Raw genomic sequence first — 19,594 nt, 5'->3', positions numbered from 1 at the left:
ATTAAGCAACTCTTTGAATTTCAAGGAGTTTCTCGTTCCGACTACGCTGGAAGTGGGGCGCATTATAAGGGGATTCGAACGCCCGTCAAGGCTTAATTTCAATAAACCTTGATATCGCCTAAAACAAAGCGGGGAGGCCTGTCGGCCTCCCCGCTTCGCTTCTCACGCCTTAAAGGCTAGGGAAGGCAAATTGCGACGCCTCATGGCTCGCACGCTGCGGCCAGCGCTGGGTAATCGCCTTGCGACGGGTATAGAACCGTACCCCATCCGGGCCATAAGCATGCAGGTCGCCAAACAGCGAGCGCTTCCAGCCACCAAAGCTGTGGTACGCCACAGGCACCGGCAGCGGCACGTTCACACCAACCATGCCCACTTCGATCTCGTCACAGAACAGGCGTGCCGCCTCACCATCACGGGTAAAGATACAGGTCCCGTTACCATACTCGTGATCGTTGATCAGCTGCATGGCCTGCTCCAGGCTGTTCACACGCACCACGCACAGCACAGGGCCGAAGATCTCTTCTTTATAGATGCGCATCTCTGGCGTCACCTTGTCGAACAGGCTGCCACCCACGAAGTAGCCGTCTTCATTACCCGCCACACGGAAACCACGGCCATCCACCACCAGCTTGGCGCCAGCAGCAACACCGTCATCGATGTACCCCACTACCTTGTCACGGGCAGCAGCAGTCACCAGCGGCCCCATGTCCAGGCCGCACGAGGTGCCGGCACCGATCTTGAGCGCCTTGATCTGCGGCTCCAGCTTGGCGATCAGCGCATCGGCAACCTGGTCGCCCACACACACCGCCACCGAAATAGCCATGCAACGCTCGCCGCACGAACCGTAGGCAGCGCCCATCAGTGCGCTGACGGCGTTGTCCAGGTCGGCATCCGGCATCAGCACTGCGTGGTTCTTCGCGCCACCCAAGGCTTGCACGCGCTTGCCGCGCTTGGTGCCTTCGGCATAAATGTACTCGGCGATCGGGGTCGAGCCCACAAAGCTCAGCGCTTTCACTTCCGGCGCCTCGATCAGCGCGTCCACAGCTTCCTTGTCCCCGTGCACCACGTTGAGGATACCCTTGGGCAGGCCGGCCTCCAGCAGCAACTGGGCAATGTACAAGGTCGAACTCGGGTCACGCTCGGACGGCTTGAGGATAAAGGCGTTACCGCAAGCGATGGCCAACGGGTACATCCACAGGGGGACCATGGCCGGGAAGTTGAACGGCGTAATACCGGCGACCACGCCCAGCGGCTGGAAATCGGACCAGGCATCGATGTTCGGGCCGACGTTACGGCTGTATTCACCCTTGAGCACCTCAGGCGCTGCGCAGGCGAACTCGACGTTCTCGATACCGCGCTTGAGTTCGCCAGCCGCGTCTTCCAGCGTCTTGCCATGCTCTTCGCTGATCATCTGCGAGATGCGTGCTTCGTTCTGCTCCAGCAGTTGCTTGAAGCGGAACATCACCTGGGCACGCTTGGCCGGCGGGGTGTTGCGCCAGGCCGGGAATGCAGCCTTGGCAGAGTCGATCGCTTCCTGAACGGTCGCGCGGCTGGCCAGCTCGACCTTGCGTACTGCCTGGCCAGTGGACGGGTTGAAGACATCGGCGGTGCGCTCACCCTTGGAAACCAGCTCGCCGTGGATCAGGTGCTGAACAATGCTCATGCAAAACTCCAAATAAAGAAGGTTGATGCTGGCGCGCAAAAAACTCACGCGCCTTACGTCAGAATCGGAAAGATCAGTCGATCTTGTTCAGCGCTTCACCGACCGCGTCGAACAGACGGTCCAGTTCCTGCGGCTGTGTATTGAACGTTGGGCCAAACTGCAAGGTGTCGCCGCCAAAGCGCACGTAGAAGCCGGCTTGCCACAGCTTCATCGCGGTTTCATACGGACGGACAATGGCATCGCCATCGCGGGCGGCGATCTGGATCGCGCCGGCCAGGCCATAGTTACGGATATCGACGACGTTCTTGGTGCCCTTCACGCCGTGCAACAGCTTCTCGAAGTGTGGCGCCAGCTCGGCGGCGGACTGCACCAGATTTTCCTTCTGCAGCAGGTCCAGCGCGGCGATACCGGCGGCACAGGCTACCGGGTGGGCCGAGTAGGTATAGCCGTGCGGGAATTCCACAGCGTATTCCGGGGTCGGCTGGTTCATGAAGGTCTGGTAGATCTCGCTGCTGGCGATCACCGCGCCCATCGGAATGGCGCCGTTGGTGACCTGCTTGGCGATGCACATAAGGTCAGGGGTCACGCCAAAGGCCTCAGAACCCGTCATGGCGCCCATGCGACCGAAGCCGGTGATCACTTCGTCGAAGATCAGCAGGATATTGTGCTGGGTGCAGATTTCACGCAGGCGCTTCAGGTAGCCCTTAGGCGGCGGCAGTACACCAGCCGAACCCGCAAGCGGCTCGACAATCACAGCTGCGATGTTCGACGCATCGTGCAGTTCGATCAGCTTGAGCATTTCATCAGCCAGGGCGATGCCGCCCTCTTCCGGCAGGCCTTTGGAGAAGGCATTGACCGGCAGCACAGTGTGCGGCAAATGGTCGACGTCCAGTAGCTGGCCAAACATCTTGCGGTTGCCGTTTACGCCACCCAGGCTGGTACCAGCGATGTTCACACCGTGGTAACCACGGGCACGGCCAATGATTTTGGTCTTGGTGGCCTGGCCCTTCAGGCGCCAGTAGGCGCGGACCATCTTCAGCGCGGTATCGGCGCACTCGGAACCGGAGTTGGTATAGAAGACGTGATTCAGGTCACCAGGGGTCAGCGCGGTGATCTTCTCGGCCAACTGGAACGAAAGCGGGTGACCGAACTGGAAGGCAGGGGAGTAATCCAGGGTGCCGAGCTGACGTGCAACCGCTTCGGTGATTTCCTTGCGGGTATGCCCGGCACCACAGGTCCACAGGCCCGACAAGGCATCGAAGATCCTGCGCCCTTTGTCATCGACCAGGTAATTGCCTTCGGCCGCCACGATCAGCCGTGGGTCGCGATGGAAATTGCGGTTGGCGGTGTAAGGCATCCAGTGCGCATCCAGCTTGAGCTGGCTTGCGATACCGGCAGGAGCGGTTTCGGGCATGTTCATCGGCGGTTCCTCGAAAAACGAATAGGCAACGATGGATGTTGTTGCAGCTAAATTCGCACGTGGATAAAGTCTGAAAAAGACTACATTTCTAATCTTCAGGTAGCGCAAGACTAAACTTATGAGCCGACGCCCCGATCCACTCGCCCAAGTCAGCGATTTCGACATCCGCCTGCTGAAGATCTACCGCAGCGTGGTCGAGTGCGGCGGCTTCTCGGCTGCCGAAAACGTGCTGGGCATTGGCCGCTCGGCCATCAGCCAGCAGATGAATGACCTGGAGCAACGCTTGGGCCTGCGCCTGTGCCAGCGTGGCCGCGCCGGGTTTTCGCTGACCGAGGAAGGCCGCGAGGTCTACCATTCGGCGCTGCAACTGCTCAGTGCGCTGGAAACCTTCCGTACCGAAGTCAACGGCCTGCACCAGCATCTGCGCGGAGAACTGAACATCGGTTTGACCGACAACCTGGTAACCCTGCCGCACATGCGCATCACCCATGCATTGGCCGAACTCAAGGATCGCGGCCCCGAGGTGCGCATCCAGATCCGCATGATCGCCCCAAGCCAGGTCGAGCAGGGTGTGCTCGATGGCAGCCTGCATGTCGGCGTGGTGCCGCAGACCAGCCCGCTATCCGGCCTTGAGTACCAACCGCTGTATAGCGAACGCTCGCTGCTCTATTGCGCGGTTGGCCATCCGCTGTTCTATGCCGACGATCAACAGATCGACGAAGCCCGCCTCAACAGCCAGGAGGCGATCGCTCCGACCTTCCGCTTGCCCGCCGAAATCCAGGCCCATTATCAGGCCCTGAACTGCACCGCCAGCGCCTCGGACCGTGAGGGCATGGCATTTCTGATCCTCACCGGCCGCTACATCGGCTACCTGCCCGACCACTACGCAACACTTTGGGTCCAGCAAGGTCGCCTGCGCGCCCTCAAGCCCTCGCAGCGCTTCTATGACCTGAGCCTGAGCTGGGTAACGCGCAAAGGGCGGCGGCCGAACCTGGTACTGGAAAGCTTCCTTGAAAGCCTGGCTGCGACACGCTGATGCCTGCTTGTGACGCTAATGCTTGTTACTTGAGCGCAGGAAGGTAATCTTGTCCGACATCCGTTGCCACAGACCTGTACGGAATCGTCCATGACCCTAGAAGTCCCTGCGCATCGCCTATCCGCCTCGGGCAAGCCCGCTGGCCGCATCCGCCAGAAGAACGAACAGGCCATCATCCAGGCCGCCGAAGACGAGTTCGCCCGCCATGGCTTCAAGGGCACCAGCATGAACACCATTGCGCTGAAGGCCGGCTTGCCCAAGGCCAACCTGCATTACTACTTCACCAACAAGCTCGGCCTGTACATTGCCGTGTTGAGCAACATCATCGAGCTCTGGGACAGCACCTTCAACGCCTTGAGCGTTGATGACGACCCCGGTGCTGCGTTGAGCCATTACATCCGCACCAAGATGGAATTCTCCCGGCGCAATCCGCAAGCCTCGCGGATCTTCGCCATGGAGGTGATCAGCGGAGGCACTTGCCTGACCGAGTACTTCAGCGCCGACTACCGCGAGTGGTTCCGGGGCCGGGCGGCGGTGTTCGAGGCCTGGATCGCGGCAGGCAAGATGGACCCGGTAGACCCGGTTCACCTGATATTCCTGCTATGGGGCAGCACCCAGCACTATGCCGACTTCGCCACCCAGATCTGCCAGGTTACTGGCCGCAGCCGCCTTACCAAGCAAGACATGGAAGATGCGAGCAATAACCTTATCCACATCATCCTCAAGGGGTGCGGCATCACGCCGAGTGCCTGACATCGACTTATGCCTTCTACCCTGCTCGACCTCTGCGAGTTTCGCGAGGAAATCCGCAAAAGCCGCTTCATTACCCTCGCCGGCCCGATATCCAGCGCCGCCGAGGCGATGAGTTTCATCGAACGCCATAGCGACTTGGCTGCCACGCACAATTGCTGGGCCTGGAAGCTGGGCGCGCAATACCGCAGCAGCGATGACGGTGAACCTGGCGGCACGGCCGGCAGGCCAATCCTGGCTGCCATAGAAGCCCAGGACTGCGACCAGGTCGTGGTATTGGTGATCCGCTGGTACGGGGGCATCCAGCTAGGCACCGGCGGCCTGGCCCGGGCTTATGGTGGCGGTGCCAACAAGTGCCTGCAGCAGGCGCCGAAAAGGCTGCTGGTGCAACGCAGCGAGTACAGCTGCAGCTGCAGCTTCAGCGAACTGGCCCTGGTCAAACTGCGCCTGGCCGAAGTCGACGCTTTGGTGCTGGAAGAACGGTTCACCGCCAACGGGGTGGATCTGCACATTGCGGTAGGTGAAGCACACATCGGCGCGCTGCAACAGCAACTGGCCGACCTCAGTCGCGGGCGCATCCTCTTGGAAGCCCACTGACCTTTGCCCACAACAACTGTGGGCCTGCCTGTGGATAAGCTTGGGGCATTCTGATGCAGGCCACGCACTTCAAGGCCTGCAGAGCATTGAGCGTTTTTTGACCACTGCGTGGTGAAAAGCTCGACCCGCTGAGCTGTCAAGAGTTATCCCCAATCGTCAAGCGTATAACACTACGGCCGCCTGGCAGTTTGCACACATTAACTGTGGAATAGCCTGTGGATAACCCGTTAGCCAACAAGCGAAGCACCCGGGCGCACACAGCCAAACGCCATTGCTCATTTCTTGACCAGTGTTGATGCGGCGCATGACACCAGGCTGAAGTATGCTCAAATCCTTTTCTTCTACCGCGACAGGAATGCTCCTATGACCACTCCACGAACTGCCCTTATCATCGGCGCCTCCCGCGGGCTTGGCCTTGGCCTGGTGCAGCGCCTTCACGAAGATGGCTGGAACATTACAGCCACGGTGCGTGACCCGCAAAAAACCGGCGCACTCGGCGAAGTGCCTGGGGTGCGCGTCGAGCAGCTGGAAATGAACGACACCGCACAGCTCGATGGCCTGAAGCAGCGCCTGCATGGCGAAGTCTTCGACCTAGTGTTCGTCAATGCCGGCGTCATGGGGCCGCTGCCGCAGGACCTGGAAACCGTGCAGCGCAATGAAATCGGCGACCTGTTCATGACCAACGCCGTGGCGCCGATCCGCGTCGCCCGACGCCTGGCCAGCCAGGTGCGTGAAGGCTCGGGCGTGTTGGCGTTCATGAGCTCGATCCTGGGTAGCGTGACCATCCCCGACGGTGGCGAGGTCTGCCTGTACAAGGCCAGCAAGGCCGCCCTGAACTCGATGATCAACAGCTTCGTGGTCGATCTGCAGCGACCTGACCTTTGCGTATTGGCCATGCACCCGGGTTGGGTAAAGACCGACATGGGCGGCGAGAACGCCGAAATCGACGTGCTCACCAGTACCCAAGGCATGCTCGAACAGATCAAGGCGCAAAGCGGCAACGGCGGGCTGCGCTTCATCAATTACAAGGGCGAATCGCTGGTCTGGTGAGTTGAACCTGATCAGTGGTTGAAACAATGCAGGGCCAGGCCGGGCGCAATGCCCGGCCTGGCCCTGTAGAATGGCGGCAACCGTACCTGATTTGAGAACACCCACTATGTATGAATGGTTGAACGCCCTGCCCAAGGCTGCACTGCACCTGCACCTGGAAGGCTCACTGGAACCCGAGCTGCTGTTCGCCCTGGCCGAGCGCAACAAGATCGCCCTGCCCTGGAACGACGTCGAAGCCCTGCGTAGCGCTTACGCCTTCAACAATCTGCAGGAATTCCTCGACCTTTATTACCAAGGTGCGGACGTGTTGCGCACTGAGCAGGACTTCTACGACCTGACCTGGGCCTACCTGCAGCGCTGCAAGGCGCAGAATGTCATCCACACCGAACCGTTCTTCGACCCACAGACCCACACTGACCGCGGCATCCCGTTCGAAGTGGTGCTCAATGGTATCAACCAGGCACTCAAGGATGGTCGTGAGCAGCTGGGTATCAGCAGCGGCCTCATCCTGAGCTTCCTGCGCCACCTGAGCGAAGAAGAAGCACAGAAAACCTTGGACCAGGCCCTGCCCTTCCGCGACGCGTTCATCGCGGTAGGCCTGGACAGCTCCGAGAAAGGCCACCCGCCGAGCAAGTTCCAGCGCGTCTTCGACCGTGCCCGCAGCGAAGGCTTCGAGGCGGTGGCCCACGCTGGCGAGGAAGGCCCACCCGAGTACATCTGGGAAGCCCTCGACCTGCTCAAGATCAAGCGCATCGACCATGGCGTGCGCGCCATGGAAGACGAGCGCCTGATGCAACGCATCATCGACGAGCAGATCCCGCTCACCGTGTGCCCACTGTCCAATACCAAACTCTGTGTGTTCGACCACATGAGCCAGCACAACATCCTCGACATGCTCGAGCGCGGCGTGAAAGTGACCGTGAACTCGGATGACCCCGCCTACTTCGGCGGCTACGTCACCGAAAACTTCCATGCCTTGCACACTCACCTGGGCATGACCGAAGACCAGGCTCGCCGCCTCGCGCAGAACAGCCTGGACGCACGGTTGGTCTGACCGGACACGGCGTTGCAGTTACCCCACCTGCAACGTCGGAACGCGGGCAATGCGATTGATCTGCTGAATCCCCAGGGCCGAGATCTGCAATGCCCGCGTATTCTCGGCCTCACGTATCCATCCCGATTGCAGGAACAAGGTGAGCAAGGCCTGCCCCAGGCTACCGCCAAGATGAGGCCCCTGGTCGCTCCACTCATTACAGTGGCAGATCACGCAACCGCGCTGCTGCTGAGGTGCCAGTGCATCGATATAGACGCCAATGCTTGCCAGCTGCGCCCGGCCCTTCTCACTGACCATCATCTGATGCACGCTGCCCTCCAGCCAGCCTGCTACCACCAATCGGTGATAGAGCTCACCGGCCAGCTCGCCGCCCAAGTGATCAGCGCAGCGACGCGCCCGGCGCATCGACATTGGCATCGGCAGCGGCTTGGCCTGCGCGCCTCTGTCATTACCCAGTTGCACACTGGCCAAGGCTTCTACGGCTGCGCCCACCTGGGGCGTCGCCAGCCGGAAGTAACGCTTGCGACCGCGCGCCTCAAGCCTGAGCAGGCCTGCCGAAGACAGCAATGACAAATGGGCGCAGGCCGAGGAGGAGGTCAACCCAGCCATCATCGCCAGCTCATCGGTCGGTCGCGGCGTGCCATCAATCAGCGCCCACAACATGGCGCTCCGCTTGGGGTCGGCCATCAGGCCGGCAATCTGACTGATACTGCTGACTGTATTCATGTCCCTTTAACTCCCTGCAAGATCACATCTGAATTCCAATGGCCAACATTGGCAACGCCGATTGCCCCCTAGCTGCTACCGGCCTGGCACCGGGGTCAGTATAAGCCGCATGAAAGCCCGCTCTAGCAGCCGTGCAGACAGACCTGTGGGTCAAAGGGGGATGGGTATGGCAACCCTTGATCCATTGAGATAGGCGAACGGCCCCCGCCTCAGTTTTAGGTGACAGGCATCAGACCGCGAAATAAAGGGGAAGAAACAACGCATGAGGAAGAATGGCCCCGTGCGGGCAGCGACTCTGCCGACAGCGCCGTTCCATAAATAGCGCAAATAAAAGCGAAGGTTCGACACCCTGCAGAAATTGCATCTGGAAGCGTCTGACGCCCCTGCCGGAAAATGCCCTGACCGCCAGTCAGGACAACCATTCATGCCCTGGCACCACGTAACCGCAGCGCTACACTTGACCCGCTCTCCCCACCATTCGGAGGTATGCCGCGATGGAGATTATCGTCAGTGCGTCCAACCGCAACCCCAACTGCCCCTGGGAGGTCAGGCTCGACCAGCATGTGGTGAGCTTCCGCAGCGAAGCAGAAGCACGTGCCTTCGTCGTCACGCTGGAAGCCCGTTTGCGCGCGCCTCACCCGCTCAAGCCGGACGCGTGGCCTGCAAGCGCCGGGTCAACAGCGCAACACTGACCACCAGTGCCCCGCACAGGCTGATTACCAACGCCATGGGCACTGCACTGCCGTCGTGCAGCAGGCTGACCAAAGCTGCCGCGCCTGCGGCAACGCTGAATTGCAGGCACCCCATCAAGGCCGAGGCGCTGCCGGCGCGTGCGCCCTGGCCGCTCATGGCGCACGCCGAAGCATTGGGGATGATGCAGCCCAGGCTGGCGATGCAGATGAACAGCGGCACCAGCAATGGCCATAGTTCAGCCGGGCGCAGCGCTGCTACAGCGAGCAACGCCAGGGCCGCGACCAGGTACAGCCAGACGGCACGCACCAGCAGGAAGGCCGGACCACGCTTAGCCAGCAGGCGCGCGTTGATCTGCGCCACCAGGATGAAACCTGCCGCATTGGTACCGAACAGCCAGCCGTAGTGTTCGGCCGGCACACCATAGAGCTTGATGAACACGAAAGGTGAACCCGCGATGTAGGCAAACATACCCGCGATGGCGATCCCCCCTGTCAGGGCATGGCCAAAGAACGTGCGGTCAGCCAACAACCGCACGTACTGGCGCAATGCGCCGGATAAAGGCTGGCGTGGCATATGCGCGGGTAAGCTCTCGGGCAACCCCAGGCCGACCGCCACCAGGCAAGCAGCGCTGAACAGGCTCAATGTCAGGAAAATCGACTGCCAACCAGCCAGGTTAACCAGTACGCCGCCGAGCATCGGCGCCAGAATGGGCGCCAACCCCATCACCAGCATCAGTTGTGAGAACACTTTGGCCGACGCCACCGGGTCGCACTTGTCGCTGACGATAGCCCGTGACAACACCATGCCGGCGCAGCCGCCCAACGCCTGGACGAAGCGAGCCAGGATCAGCGTGTCGAGGTTAGGCGCGTAGGCACAGGCCAGCGACGCCAGGGTAAACAGCGCTACGCCGAACAGCAGCGGTTTGCGCCGGCCAAAGCGGTCGGCCATCGGCCCATAGGCCAGTTGCCCCAGCGACAAGCCGAGGAAGTAGGCAGCCAGAGTGGTCTGGACATGTTTTTCGTCGGTGGCGAACGCCTGCGCCATGGCCGGGAAGGCGGGCAGGTAGAAGTCGATCGCCAACGGCCCGAACGCACTGAGTGCGCCCAGGATAAGCACCATTCGCAGGTTCATCAGGAATCCATAGCAGGCTAAGCAAGTGCGTAAGTCTACCTGCAGTGGACAGTATCAGCATGAAAACATTTGCAACAAAACAGGGCCGCAAACACGGCCCCTTCCAACTCAAGCCACCTCAGCCTGGTAGCCCTCTTCACGAATCGCAGCCAGCAACTGCTCAGCACCCAGAGCGCTCTGCACACGCACCTGCTTGCCGGCCAGGTCGACCTCGACCTGGGCGTTTGCATCCTGTTCCTGCACCGCGCGGGTCACCGCCTTAACGCAGTGGCCACAAGTCATGCCTTGTACGTTGAACACTTGCATGGGTGTTGCCTCCTTCAGGGTTTAACTCAGTTTCAAGCTTGCCATCGGGGCAAGGTCAAGTTCTGCATCCAACGGCCGGGCTGGAAATCCGCACCAACCTCGGCCAAGCTGCGCCTTTGACGATTCGGCAAGCAGGAGATTCTTCATGTTCAGGACAGCACTGGGCGTTGTCGGGCTATTGGGCACGCTGGCCGCGGTGCCACCGGCAAGCGCCGAAGGCAACTCGGACTACAGCGTGCTGATCATTTCACGCGAACGCCTGGAAGTGGCCACCAGCTGCGAAATCGGTGTCTACCTCAACGACCAGCTTTCCGGGCGCGTATTCCAGGAACAGTCGACCTCTTTCAACCTGCCGCCCGGCCCTGTTGATGTACGCTTGCGCCTGCTGCCGGGGCAGATGCCCGGCTGCGCGCCCGGCCTGGAAGACCAGCGCAGCACGCGACTGATCCTGCAGGCGGGCCAGATCAACAAGTACCGCATTGCCATGGGCCACAATGGGCTGGTACTGAGGCGAGCCAACCTGGACTATTGACCTTCCCCACATGGCAAGGTTGATGCTGGTGGCCTGTCCAAGGAGGAGAGCCATGCCCGCATCCACTGTATTCGACCTGCCGATCTGCGGCATGACCTGCGCCAGCTGTGCCGGCCGGGTCGAGCGCGCTCTGCGCAAGGTCAGCGGCGCTGAACAGGTCAGCGTCAACCTCGCCAACGAACAGGCCAGGGTCCAGGCCCCGGCCGGCAGCCTGCCCGCCCTGGTCGAGGCTGTGCGCGGCGCCGGGTACGAGGTACCGACCCGCACCGTAGAGCTACAGATCGATGGCATGACCTGCGCCAGTTGCGTCGGCCGAGTCGAGCGCGCGCTCGGTAAACTACCGGGCGTTGAACAGGCCAGTGTCAACCTTGCCAACGAACGTGCCCACCTTCAGGTGCTGCAGGGCGTTGATGACAACCTGCTGCTCGGCGCGGTCGAAAAGGCCGGCTACAGTGCCAGGCTGCCGCTGTCGGTCAACAATGACCAGGAAGCCGTCCAGCGTCGCCTGCGCAACGAACGTCTGGCCGTCGGCGCTGCCCTTTTGCTGGCCCTGCCCCTGGTGTTGCCGATGCTGGTTCAACCGTTTGGTCTGCACTGGATGCTGCCGGCCTGGGCGCAATTCGCGCTGGCCACCCCCGTGCAGTTCATCCTTGGCGCACGCTTTTATGTGGCGGCCTACAAGGCTGTGCGCGCCGGCGCCGGCAACATGGACCTGCTGGTCGCGCTGGGCACCAGTGCCGGTTACGGTCTTAGCCTGTACCAATGGGCCAAGGCCTCTGCCGGGATGGCCCCGCACCTGTACTTCGAGGCATCGGCGGTGGTGATCGCCCTGGTGTTGCTGGGCAAGTACCTGGAAAGCCGGGCCAAACGCCAGACCGCCAGCGCCATACGGGCCCTCGAAGCGCTGCGCCCAGAGCGTGCAGTGAGGGTGGTCGATGGCCATGAAGAAGACGTTGCAATTGCCCAATTGCGGCTCGGTGACCTGGTGCTGGTCAAGCCAGGGGAGCGCTTCCCGGTCGATGGTGAAGTGGAAGAAGGCAGCAGCCACGCTGACGAAGCCCTGATCAGCGGCGAGAGCCTGCCAGTGCCCAAGCAACCCGGCGATAGCGTTACCGGCGGCGCGATCAACGGCGAGGGCCGGCTGCTGCTGCGCACCAGGGCATTGGGCACAGAAACCGTGCTGGCCCGCATCATCCGCCTGGTCGAAGACGCCCAGGCGGCCAAGGCGCCCATCCAGAAACTGGTGGACCGGGTCAGCCAGATCTTCGTCCCGGCCGTGCTGGTAATCGCACTGCTGACCCTGATCGGCTGGTCGCTGGCCGGCGCCCCCCTGGAGACCGCGCTGATCAATGCCGTCGCCGTGCTGGTGATTGCCTGCCCTTGCGCCCTTGGCCTGGCCACACCTGCAGCGATCATGGCGGGTACAGGCGTTGCCGCGCGCCACGGCATCCTGATCAAGGACGCCGAGGCGCTGGAGCGCGCACATGCGGTGAACCGCGTGGTGTTCGACAAAACCGGAACGCTCACCTCCGGCAGCCCGCGCGTTGTCCACAGCCAGGCCCTGGTCGGTGATAGTGCCGAGTTGCACCGCCTGGCGGGGGCCCTGCAACGTGGCAGCGAACACCCCTTGGCCAAGGCGGTACTCGACGCCTGCACCGAGCAAGGCCTAAAGGTTCCCACGGTAGCCGACAGCCAGTCGCTTACCGGCCGCGGCATCGCTGGCCGGGTGGAAGGCCGCGAACTGGCGCTGGGCAACCGGCGCCTGCTCGACGAGTGCAACCTGCAACCCGGCGCCCTCGCCACAGAAGCACAGGCCTGGGAAGCCGAAGGCCGTACCCTGTCCTGGCTGATTGAACGAGGCGCACAACCTCGCGTGCTGGGGCTGTTCGCCTTCGGCGACAGCATCAAGCCCGGTGCCGACCAGGCCATCGCAGCCCTGCGCAAGCGCCATATCAGCAGCCACCTGCTGACCGGTGACAATCGCGGCAGCGCCAAGGTGGTAGCCGATACCCTCGGCATCGATGACGTGCACGCCGAAGTGCTGCCAGCCGACAAGGCCGCCACGGTAGCCGAACTGAAAAAGCACGGTGTGGTGGCGATGGTCGGCGACGGTATCAACGATGCCCCAGCGCTTGCCGCCGCCGATATCGGCATCGCCATGGGCGGGGGCACGGACGTGGCCATGCAGGCAGCCGGCATCACACTGATGCGTGGCGACCCACGCCTGGTGCCTGCCGCCCTGGAAATCAGCCGCAAGACCTATGCGAAAATTCGCCAGAACCTGTTTTGGGCATTCATCTATAACCTCATCGGCATCCCACTGGCCGCGCTGGGTTACCTGAACCCGGTACTGGCTGGCGCCGCCATGGCGTTGTCCAGCGTCAGCGTGGTGAGCAATGCCTTGTGGCTCAAGACCTGGAAACCCACCAGCACCTCGCAGGAGGCCCCATGAATATCGGCCAGGCCGCCCGCCGCAGCGGGCTCAGCACCAAGATGATCCGCTACTACGAAGCCATCGGCCTGCTCAAGCCGGCCACCCGCAGCGACAGCGGATACCGCCTGTACCAGCCAGAGGACCTGCACAGCCTGGCCTTCATCAAGCGCTCACGCGACCTGGGGTTTTCCCTGGAAGAGGTGGGCAAGCTGCTGACCCTGTGGCAGGACCGGCAACGCGCCAGCGCTGATGTGAAGGCTCTGGCTCTGCAACACATCGATGAACTGAACCGGCGCATTGAGGAGTTGGCCAGCCTGCGTGACACCTTGAGCGAACTGGTAGCCCACTGCAAAGGCAATGACCGGCCTGACTGCCCGATACTCAAAGATCTCGCACAAGGGGGCGAGTGCTGTCACTGACGCGTTTGACCACCACGCCCAGACACTTGGTATGCCATATTAGCCTGAAGCCGACCGAATAGTCGCCAAATGCGCCTAGACCCAATAAATACGGGCATTTTCATTCAAAAAACCCCGGACGCTGCCGATACAGTTTCTACCTGCCTCGCGTGTCGAAAAAAATAAATTCCGGGAGCGTCGATGAACATCAAACAGAAACTGACCTGGGCATTCGCGGTCATCGCCGCACTGCCCATCGTCCTCGTAGCCACCTTGGTGGTCATCAACCTGCGCGGCGAAGCCCGCGAGGATTTTCTTGACGGCAGCAGCCGGGAAATCCGCCAGGTCAGTAACGCGATGAACCTGTTTTTCCAGGGCATCACCCAGAACGTCGACTACCTGGCCAGCCTCCCGCAGGTCACCGGTAGCAGCGACAACGTCAAGAAACACATAGGCGCCGACGCCGCGCAAATCACCCCGAGCGAACAGGACAAGACACTGTTCGAACTGTTCACGCGCCTGGCCAAGAGCCACCCGGACTACGCCTACGTGTCCTATGGCCTGCAAGACGGCGGCTACGCCTTCTGGCCAGGCGACCCGAACATGAGCAACTACGACCCGCGCACCCGCCCCTGGTACCAGGCGGCCATGGCCAACCCTGGCAAGACCCTGCGCACCGCCCCTTACTACTGGGCCGGCGACGATGCCGTATTGGTCAGCACCGTGCGTACCGTTGCCAACCAGCTGGGCAGCCCCGGTGGCGTGGTCAACATCGACGTCTCGCTCAAGGGCCTGACCGAGATCGTCCAGCAGATCAAGCTGGGCGAAAGCGGCTACCTGATCCTCATGGAAAACAACGGTAACGTGATGGTCGACCCGCGCGATGCCAGTCACAATTTCAAACAGCTGGCCAGCTTCGGCGACGGTTATGCCGAGCTGGCCAAGGCCGGCAAGGGTTTGGCTGAAGTCGAAATTGGCGGCGTGCGCTACATGGCCAACGTCTACCCCGACGAAAAACTCGGCTGGACCTTCATAGGCCTGATCCAACAAAGCGAAGTGATGCAAACCACCACCCGCCTCACCTGGCTCATCGGCGGCGTCGCGCTGGTGCTGGCCGCGCTGTTCGCCGTGGTCGGTGCCACTTTCGCCAAACTCATCGTGCGCCCCATCAACAGTGTTTCCAGTGGCCTGGAAGACATCGCCCAGGGCGAAGGCGACCTGACCCGCAACCTGGAAGTGCGTGGGCGTGATGAAACCGCGCAACTGGCCGGCTGGTTCAACCAGTTCCTCAGTGCCATCCGCAGCCTGATCCAGCACATCGGCGCGGCGGCGAGCAAGATCCTCAGCACGTCCACCAGCTCTACTCAGGTCTCCAGCGACATGGCCGAGGCCGCCGGGCGCCAGCGCGAAGCGGTGGACATGGTGTCCACCGCATTCCACGAAATGGTCGCCACCGCCAACGAGGTTGCCCGCTCCTGCAGCCAGGCCGCGCAATCGGCCGACAGCGGCCAGCAACAGGCCCGCGAAGGCCAACAGCAGATCGATGCGGCCGTCAGCAGTGTCGACCGGCTGAGCCAGGAGATCGAGCAATCGGCGCAGTCGATTCAGCAGTTGGAGCGCGACAGCAATGCCATTCAGTCGATCCTCGGTACCATTCGCTCGATTGCCGAACAGACCAACCTGCTGGCGCTCAATGCTGCGATCGAAGCCGCCCGCGCCGGCGAACAGGGCCGTGGGTTTGCGGTAGTTGCCGACGAGGTCCGGGCGCTGGCCAAGCGCACCGCCGATTCCACTGCTGAAATCGACGGGCTGCTTGGCAACCTGGCCAGCCGTACCGCCGAAGTGGCCGAGCAGATGCATGCCAGCCTGGAAGTGTCGCAGCAGTCGGTCAGCCGCATTGGCCTGGCCCGCGACAGCTTTGGCCAGATACGCGAGTCGGTGGACATCATCCGCGACATGAACACGCAGATCGCCACCGCGGCGGAAGAACAGCACCAGGTTGCCGAAGACATCAACCGCCATATCAGCCAGATTCACGGTGATGCGCAGCTGGTGGCCGACCTGGCTCAGGCGGCGCGGCAGGACTCGGAAAGCCTGGCCGGGTTATCCAATGAGCTGGATTCGCTGGTACGACGCTTCCGTACCTGACCGGTTGTCTGCACCGGCCTCTTCGCGAGCTATCGGGAAGAGGCCGGTACCCCTGCTACAACGTCAACTCACCCGGTGTCGAGCCAAACAATTGCTTGAAGGCCGCGATATAGGCCGACGTCGAGTCATAGCCACAGCCCAGCGCCGCTTCGGTCACGCTCGCCCCCGTCTCCAGCAGCGCCAGCGACGACAATAGCCGCATGCGTTGACGCCAGTTGCGAAAACTCAAGCCCGTCTCTCGCTGAAAAAGGCGCATGAGGGTCTTCTCCGAGCACTGCAGTTGGCGGGCCCACTGCTGCAGGGTCTGCACCTGATCCGGCGCGGCTATCAGGCCGTTGCACAGCGCCAGCAAGCCTGTATGCCGTGGCAGTGGCAGGGAAAACCCCACTTCAGGCAACGTACGAAGCTGGTCGAGCAGCACCGAGACCAAGCGGCCTTCCACGCTGTCGCCTTCGGGATAGTGCGGCGGGAACACGCAAAACTGCTTTATCAACTCACGCGCCAGCGGGGTCACTTCCAATACCCGGCACTGCGCCGAAGCCCACGGGCAAGCGTCGCGGCGAATGTACAGGCTGCGCATTTCCGCCCGCCCGGACGTCACCACTTCATGTTCGGCGTCGGCAGGGATCCACACGCCCCACTGCGGCGGCGCGAAATAGCTGCCATCACGCGTGTAGACACCCAGCACGCCGCTGATCGCATAGGAAAACTGCACCCAGTCGTGGCTGTGGCGGGTGGTCCAGGAGCCGGCCCCCAAGCTTTCAGCACGGGCATAGAGCGGCCTGGGCAAATGGACCAGGGCAGGGATGGCGCGGGGGTGTCCTATAATCGGCATGGTGAGTTCTTGTAGTTCTGACCAGACAAGCCTAACACCCGCCATCGCGACCCTGCAGCCCTTCAGGCAGTTACCGCTCGACGATCACTGTCACCCCTTGCCCGCCCGCCGCGCAGATCGAAATCAAGCCTCGCCCCTTCCCTGCCGTCGCCAGCAGTTTGGCGAGGTTTGCCAGGATCCGCCCCCCGGTCGCCGCAAACGGGTGCCCTGCCGCCAATGAGCTGCCTTTGACGTTGAGCTTGCTCCGATCGATCGCACCCAGGGGGGCATCCAGCCCCAGCCGCTCGCGGCAGAACTCGGCACTCTCCCAGGCCTTGAGCGTGCACAGCACCTGGGCAGCAAATGCCTCATGGATCTCGTAGTAATCGAAGTCTTGCAGGGTAAGGCCATTGCGCGCCAGAAGCCGCGGCACCGCATAGGCCGGCGCCATCAGCAGCCCTTCCTGGCCCTTGACGAAGTCCACCGCAGCAGTCTCGCCATCGACCAGATAGGCCAGCACCGGCAGGCCCTGTGCCTGCGCCCACTCCTCTGTGCCCAGCAGCACCAGCGACGCACCATCGGTCAGCGGTGTGGAATTGCCTGCTGTGAGTGTGCCCAAGCCACTGCGGTCGAACGCGGGCTTGAGCTTGCTCAACTGCGCAAGGGTCAAGTCCGGCCGCAGGTTGTTGTCGCGCGTAAGGCCCAGAAACGGTGTCAGCAGGTCATCCTGCCAACCCTCGGCGTAGGCCGCTGCCAGATGCTGATGGCTAAGCAGAGCCAGCTCATCCTGCTCGGCGCGACCGATCTGCCAGGCCTGGGCCATGCGCTCGCAGTGTTCGCCCATCGACAACCCGGTACGCGGCTCGCCATTGCGTGGCAGCTCGGGCTTGAGATGGCCCGGGCGCAACTGTAGGAAGGGCTTCAAACGCTCGCCCAGAGTCCTGCCGCGGTTGGCCTGCAGCAAGATGCGCCGCAACCCCTCATTGACCCCGATCGGGGCATCGGATGTGGTGTCGACGCCACCGGCGATACCGCTGTCGATCTGCCCGAGGGCAATCTTGTTGGCCACCAGCAGGGCAGCCTCCAGCCCGGTACCGCACGCCTGCTGAATATCGTAGGCCGGTGTCTGCGGCGACAGCCGCGAACCGAGCACGCATTCGCGGGTCAGGCTCATGTCGCGCGAATGCTTGAGCACCGCACCGGCCACTACTTCACCCAGGCGCAAACCGTGCAGGCGGTAGCGTTCTGTCAGGCCCTCCAGCGTGACCGTGAGCATCGCCTGGTTGCTGACAGTGGCGTAGGCACCGTTGGAGCGGGCGAAAGGGATTCGGTTGCCGCCCAGAATCGCGACCCGGCGAAGTGAACGCATGCGTAGATTCCTCCTGAAACAATTCGATCCGAACAGCCTAGGTGTTTTTGCCGCATTCGAACGACCTCTTCACAAAGTTGGTCCACACTTCAATGCTTGCCTTCAGGGAGACCCGCACATGAGCGACCGCTATCTCGGCTTTGCCAACTCCAACCTCGGCCGCCGCTTCGTCGATGCCCTCGGGCTGCCACGCCCGGCACCGCTGGAACGCTGGCAGGCCGGCCGCCTGCGCCCGGTGGAGGGCGCACTGGTCATCGGCGGTGGGCCTCTGGCAAATCAGGTCGAAGCCATCGCTCCACGCCTGACCGACGAATGCTACAGCTTCAATGGTGTAAGCCTGCAGGCTCCCGCCTGGGTGGCTGGCCTGGGGCCCAAGCTCAAGGCCGTGGTGTTCGATGCCAGTCATCTGTCCGACAGCGATGAGCTGAAGCAGTTGCGCGAATTCTTCCAGCCGTTGCTGCGCAGCCTGGCACCCTGCGCCCATGTGGTCATACTCGGGCGCGCACCGGAAGGCATCGACAACCCGCTGGCCAGCGTCGCCCAGCGTGCCCTGGAGGGTTTCAGCCGCTCGCTGGCCAAGGAATTGCGTAACGGTGCGACGGCGCAGCTGTTGTACGTGGATGAAGCTGCCGATGGCCAGCTCGAAGGCGCCTTGCGCTTCTTCCTGTCACCCAAGAGCGCATTCATTTCCGGCCAGGTGCTGCGCTTGCAGGCCTGTGCCAGCCAGGTCGAAGACTGGACGCGGCCGCTCGCCGGGCGCCGGGCATTGGTCACTGGCGCTGCACGCGGGATCGGCGCCGCCATTGCCGAAACCTTGGCACGTGATGGTGCCGAGGTGATGCTGCTGGACGTGCCGCAGGCCCAGCAAGACCTCGATGCACTCGCCGCCCGCCTGGGTGGCAAGGCGCTGGGGCTGGACATCTGTGCCAGTGACGCAGCCGCGCAACTGCTCCAGGCCTTGCCTGATGGCATCGATATCGTCGTGCACAACGCCGGCATCACCCGGGACAAGACCCTCGCCAACATGACCCCCGATTACTGGGACGCCGTCATGGCGGTCAACCTCAAAGCACCCCAGGTACTGACCCAGGCGCTGTATGAAGGCGGCGCCCTGGGCGCAGACGCACGCATCACTCTGCTGGCCTCGGTCAGCGGCATCGCCGGCAACCGCGGCCAGGCCAACTATGCCGCAAGCAAGGCCGGGCTGATCGGTTTTGCCCAGGCCTGGGCACCCAAGCTGGCCGGGCAAGGTGGCAGCATCAATGCCGTGGCCCCCGGTTTTATCGAGACGCACATGACCGCCGCCATGCCCATGGGCCTGCGTGAAGCCGGGAGGCGCCTGAGCTCGCTGGGCCAGGGCGGGCGCCCGCAGGATGTCGCCGAGGCCATCGCCTGGCTCAGCCAGCCCGGTTCCGGCGCGGTGAATGGCCAAGCGCTGCGGGTCTGTGGCCAGGCATTGATGGGAGCTTGAAC

At 62.5% G+C, this 19,594-nt stretch carries 18 protein-coding genes and 1 pseudogene; 12 read left to right on the top strand and 7 right to left on the bottom strand.

The genetic code is table 11. The features are described from left to right. Positions 1 to 169 precede the first annotated feature (169 nt). Positions 170 to 1,663 (bottom strand): CoA-acylating methylmalonate-semialdehyde dehydrogenase, encoded by a 1,494-nt coding sequence (locus EGJ09_RS25045; protein WP_046787873.1) that lies wholly within the window; start codon positions 1,661 to 1,663, stop codon positions 170 to 172. Positions 1,664 to 1,736: 73 nt separating this feature from the next. Further along, complete coding sequence (locus EGJ09_RS25040) at positions 1,737 to 3,083, bottom strand: aspartate aminotransferase family protein (protein WP_125925049.1); 1,347 nt, start codon at positions 3,081 to 3,083, stop codon at positions 1,737 to 1,739. Between the two features lie 118 nt (positions 3,084 to 3,201). On the opposite strand from EGJ09_RS25040, the gene EGJ09_RS25035 reads away from it, so the two are divergent. From EGJ09_RS25035 to EGJ09_RS25015, 5 genes are all read left to right on the top strand, one after another. After that, the gene (locus tag EGJ09_RS25035) at positions 3,202 to 4,119 is read left to right on the top strand and encodes a LysR family transcriptional regulator (protein WP_125925048.1); all 918 of its coding nucleotides are present in this window, start codon (positions 3,202 to 3,204) and stop codon (positions 4,117 to 4,119) included. A gap of 90 nt (positions 4,120 to 4,209) precedes the next feature. Next, entirely contained in the window at positions 4,210 to 4,872 is a 663-nt protein-coding gene (locus EGJ09_RS25030) for a TetR/AcrR family transcriptional regulator (RefSeq protein ID WP_039602415.1), read from the top strand. Positions 4,873 to 4,881: 9 nt separating this feature from the next. Next, entirely contained in the window at positions 4,882 to 5,466 is a 585-nt protein-coding gene (locus tag EGJ09_RS25025) for a YigZ family protein (RefSeq protein ID WP_125925047.1), read from the top strand. Positions 5,467 to 5,829: 363 nt separating this feature from the next. Next, complete coding sequence (locus EGJ09_RS25020; protein WP_125925046.1) at positions 5,830 to 6,516, top strand: SDR family oxidoreductase; 687 nt, start codon at positions 5,830 to 5,832, stop codon at positions 6,514 to 6,516. Positions 6,517 to 6,622: 106 nt separating this feature from the next. Further along, a complete protein-coding gene (locus EGJ09_RS25015; protein ID WP_125925045.1) occupies positions 6,623 to 7,570 on the top strand; it encodes an adenosine deaminase in 948 nt (315 codons plus the stop codon). 18 nt (positions 7,571 to 7,588) lie between these two features. Here the strand turns inward: EGJ09_RS25015 and EGJ09_RS25010 are convergent, their stop codons facing one another. Further along, positions 7,589 to 8,296 (bottom strand): helix-turn-helix transcriptional regulator, encoded by a 708-nt coding sequence (locus EGJ09_RS25010; protein WP_046787867.1) that lies wholly within the window; start codon positions 8,294 to 8,296, stop codon positions 7,589 to 7,591. Positions 8,297 to 8,790: 494 nt separating this feature from the next. Here EGJ09_RS25010 and EGJ09_RS26655 point away from each other — a divergent pair, with 494 nt between their 5' ends. Continuing rightward, complete coding sequence (locus EGJ09_RS26655; protein ID WP_080952191.1) at positions 8,791 to 8,988, top strand: hypothetical protein; 198 nt, start codon at positions 8,791 to 8,793, stop codon at positions 8,986 to 8,988. On the opposite strand, the gene EGJ09_RS25000 is transcribed toward EGJ09_RS26655, so the two are convergent. Both EGJ09_RS25000 and EGJ09_RS24995 read right to left on the bottom strand, forming a co-directional pair. Further along, a complete protein-coding gene (locus tag EGJ09_RS25000; protein ID WP_125925044.1) occupies positions 8,939 to 10,120 on the bottom strand; it encodes a multidrug effflux MFS transporter in 1,182 nt (393 codons plus the stop codon). The genes EGJ09_RS26655 and EGJ09_RS25000 overlap by 50 nt on opposite strands. 108 nt (positions 10,121 to 10,228) lie before the next feature. Next, positions 10,229 to 10,426, bottom strand: a complete 198-nt coding sequence (locus EGJ09_RS24995) for a heavy-metal-associated domain-containing protein (protein ID WP_046787865.1) — start codon at positions 10,424 to 10,426, stop codon at positions 10,229 to 10,231. Between the two features lie 145 nt (positions 10,427 to 10,571). Here EGJ09_RS24995 and EGJ09_RS24990 point away from each other — a divergent pair, with 145 nt between their 5' ends. From EGJ09_RS24990 to EGJ09_RS27130, 5 genes and pseudogenes are all read left to right on the top strand, one after another. Beyond that, a complete protein-coding gene (locus EGJ09_RS24990; protein ID WP_125925043.1) occupies positions 10,572 to 10,958 on the top strand; it encodes a hypothetical protein in 387 nt (128 codons plus the stop codon). A gap of 52 nt (positions 10,959 to 11,010) precedes the next feature. Further along, complete coding sequence (locus tag EGJ09_RS24985; RefSeq protein ID WP_125925042.1) at positions 11,011 to 13,410, top strand: heavy metal translocating P-type ATPase; 2,400 nt, start codon at positions 11,011 to 11,013, stop codon at positions 13,408 to 13,410. Next, positions 13,407 to 13,811 carry a Cu(I)-responsive transcriptional regulator gene (gene cueR, locus EGJ09_RS24980; protein WP_046787862.1) on the top strand — a complete coding sequence of 135 codons (405 nt, stop codon included), beginning with the start codon at positions 13,407 to 13,409 and terminating at the stop codon, positions 13,809 to 13,811. Before EGJ09_RS24985 ends, cueR begins: the two co-directional genes overlap by 4 nt. 180 nt (positions 13,812 to 13,991) lie before the next feature. After that, positions 13,992 to 15,080 (top strand): annotated as a pseudogene (locus EGJ09_RS27135) (cache domain-containing protein); the annotation flags it as partial. Positions 15,081 to 15,170: 90 nt separating this feature from the next. Continuing rightward, positions 15,171 to 15,938 carry a methyl-accepting chemotaxis protein gene (locus EGJ09_RS27130; protein ID WP_371928103.1) on the top strand — a complete coding sequence of 256 codons (768 nt, stop codon included), beginning with the start codon at positions 15,171 to 15,173 and terminating at the stop codon, positions 15,936 to 15,938. Positions 15,939 to 15,993: 55 nt separating this feature from the next. Here EGJ09_RS27130 and EGJ09_RS24970 read toward each other — a convergent pair whose 3' ends face one another. Then, positions 15,994 to 16,773, bottom strand: a complete 780-nt coding sequence (locus EGJ09_RS24970) for a helix-turn-helix transcriptional regulator (protein WP_125925041.1) — start codon at positions 16,771 to 16,773, stop codon at positions 15,994 to 15,996. 70 nt (positions 16,774 to 16,843) lie between these two features. Beyond that, the gene (locus tag EGJ09_RS24965) at positions 16,844 to 18,121 is read right to left on the bottom strand and encodes an acetyl-CoA C-acetyltransferase (RefSeq protein ID WP_125925040.1); all 1,278 of its coding nucleotides are present in this window, start codon (positions 18,119 to 18,121) and stop codon (positions 16,844 to 16,846) included. Positions 18,122 to 18,239: 118 nt separating this feature from the next. On the opposite strand from EGJ09_RS24965, the gene EGJ09_RS24960 reads away from it, so the two are divergent. Further along, on the top strand, positions 18,240 to 19,592 hold the full coding sequence (locus EGJ09_RS24960; protein ID WP_125925039.1) for a 3-oxoacyl-ACP reductase: 1,353 nt from the start codon (positions 18,240 to 18,242) through the stop codon (positions 19,590 to 19,592). Positions 19,593 to 19,594 lie beyond the last annotated feature (2 nt).

The organism is Pseudomonas sp. p106, from assembly GCF_003936645.1.
Classification (GTDB): domain Bacteria; phylum Pseudomonadota; class Gammaproteobacteria; order Pseudomonadales; family Pseudomonadaceae; genus Aquipseudomonas; species Aquipseudomonas putida_E.
The sequence above is the reverse complement of the archived record's forward strand: the minus strand, read 5'-3'. Positions and strand labels throughout refer to the sequence as shown.

Excerpts from the sequence above, each read along its gene's own strand:
- EGJ09_RS25040 (WP_125925049.1), bottom strand. The coding sequence starts at position 3,083 with ATGAACATGCCCGAAACCGCTCCTGCCGGTATCGCAAGCCAGCTCAAG.
- cueR (WP_046787862.1), top strand. The coding sequence starts at position 13,407 with ATGAATATCGGCCAGGCCGCCCGCCGCAGCGGGCTCAGCACCAAGATG.
- EGJ09_RS25020 (WP_125925046.1), top strand. The coding sequence starts at position 5,830 with ATGACCACTCCACGAACTGCCCTTATCATCGGCGCCTCCCGCGGGCTT.
- EGJ09_RS24985 (WP_125925042.1), top strand. The coding sequence starts at position 11,011 with ATGCCCGCATCCACTGTATTCGACCTGCCGATCTGCGGCATGACCTGC.
- EGJ09_RS25010 (WP_046787867.1), bottom strand. The coding sequence starts at position 8,296 with ATGAATACAGTCAGCAGTATCAGTCAGATTGCCGGCCTGATGGCCGAC.
- EGJ09_RS26655 (WP_080952191.1), top strand. The coding sequence starts at position 8,791 with ATGGAGATTATCGTCAGTGCGTCCAACCGCAACCCCAACTGCCCCTGG.
- EGJ09_RS25025 (WP_125925047.1), top strand. The coding sequence starts at position 4,882 with ATGCCTTCTACCCTGCTCGACCTCTGCGAGTTTCGCGAGGAAATCCGC.
- EGJ09_RS25015 (WP_125925045.1), top strand. The coding sequence starts at position 6,623 with ATGTATGAATGGTTGAACGCCCTGCCCAAGGCTGCACTGCACCTGCAC.
- EGJ09_RS24960 (WP_125925039.1), top strand. The coding sequence starts at position 18,240 with ATGAGCGACCGCTATCTCGGCTTTGCCAACTCCAACCTCGGCCGCCGC.
- EGJ09_RS24970 (WP_125925041.1), bottom strand. The coding sequence starts at position 16,773 with ATGCCGATTATAGGACACCCCCGCGCCATCCCTGCCCTGGTCCATTTG.
- EGJ09_RS24995 (WP_046787865.1), bottom strand. The coding sequence starts at position 10,426 with ATGCAAGTGTTCAACGTACAAGGCATGACTTGTGGCCACTGCGTTAAG.
- EGJ09_RS25035 (WP_125925048.1), top strand. The coding sequence starts at position 3,202 with ATGAGCCGACGCCCCGATCCACTCGCCCAAGTCAGCGATTTCGACATC.
- EGJ09_RS25030 (WP_039602415.1), top strand. The coding sequence starts at position 4,210 with ATGACCCTAGAAGTCCCTGCGCATCGCCTATCCGCCTCGGGCAAGCCC.
- EGJ09_RS24990 (WP_125925043.1), top strand. The coding sequence starts at position 10,572 with ATGTTCAGGACAGCACTGGGCGTTGTCGGGCTATTGGGCACGCTGGCC.
- EGJ09_RS24965 (WP_125925040.1), bottom strand. The coding sequence starts at position 18,121 with ATGCGTTCACTTCGCCGGGTCGCGATTCTGGGCGGCAACCGAATCCCT.
- EGJ09_RS27130 (WP_371928103.1), top strand. The coding sequence starts at position 15,171 with ATGGCCGAGGCCGCCGGGCGCCAGCGCGAAGCGGTGGACATGGTGTCC.
- EGJ09_RS25000 (WP_125925044.1), bottom strand. The coding sequence starts at position 10,120 with ATGAACCTGCGAATGGTGCTTATCCTGGGCGCACTCAGTGCGTTCGGG.
- EGJ09_RS25045 (WP_046787873.1), bottom strand. The coding sequence starts at position 1,663 with ATGAGCATTGTTCAGCACCTGATCCACGGCGAGCTGGTTTCCAAGGGT.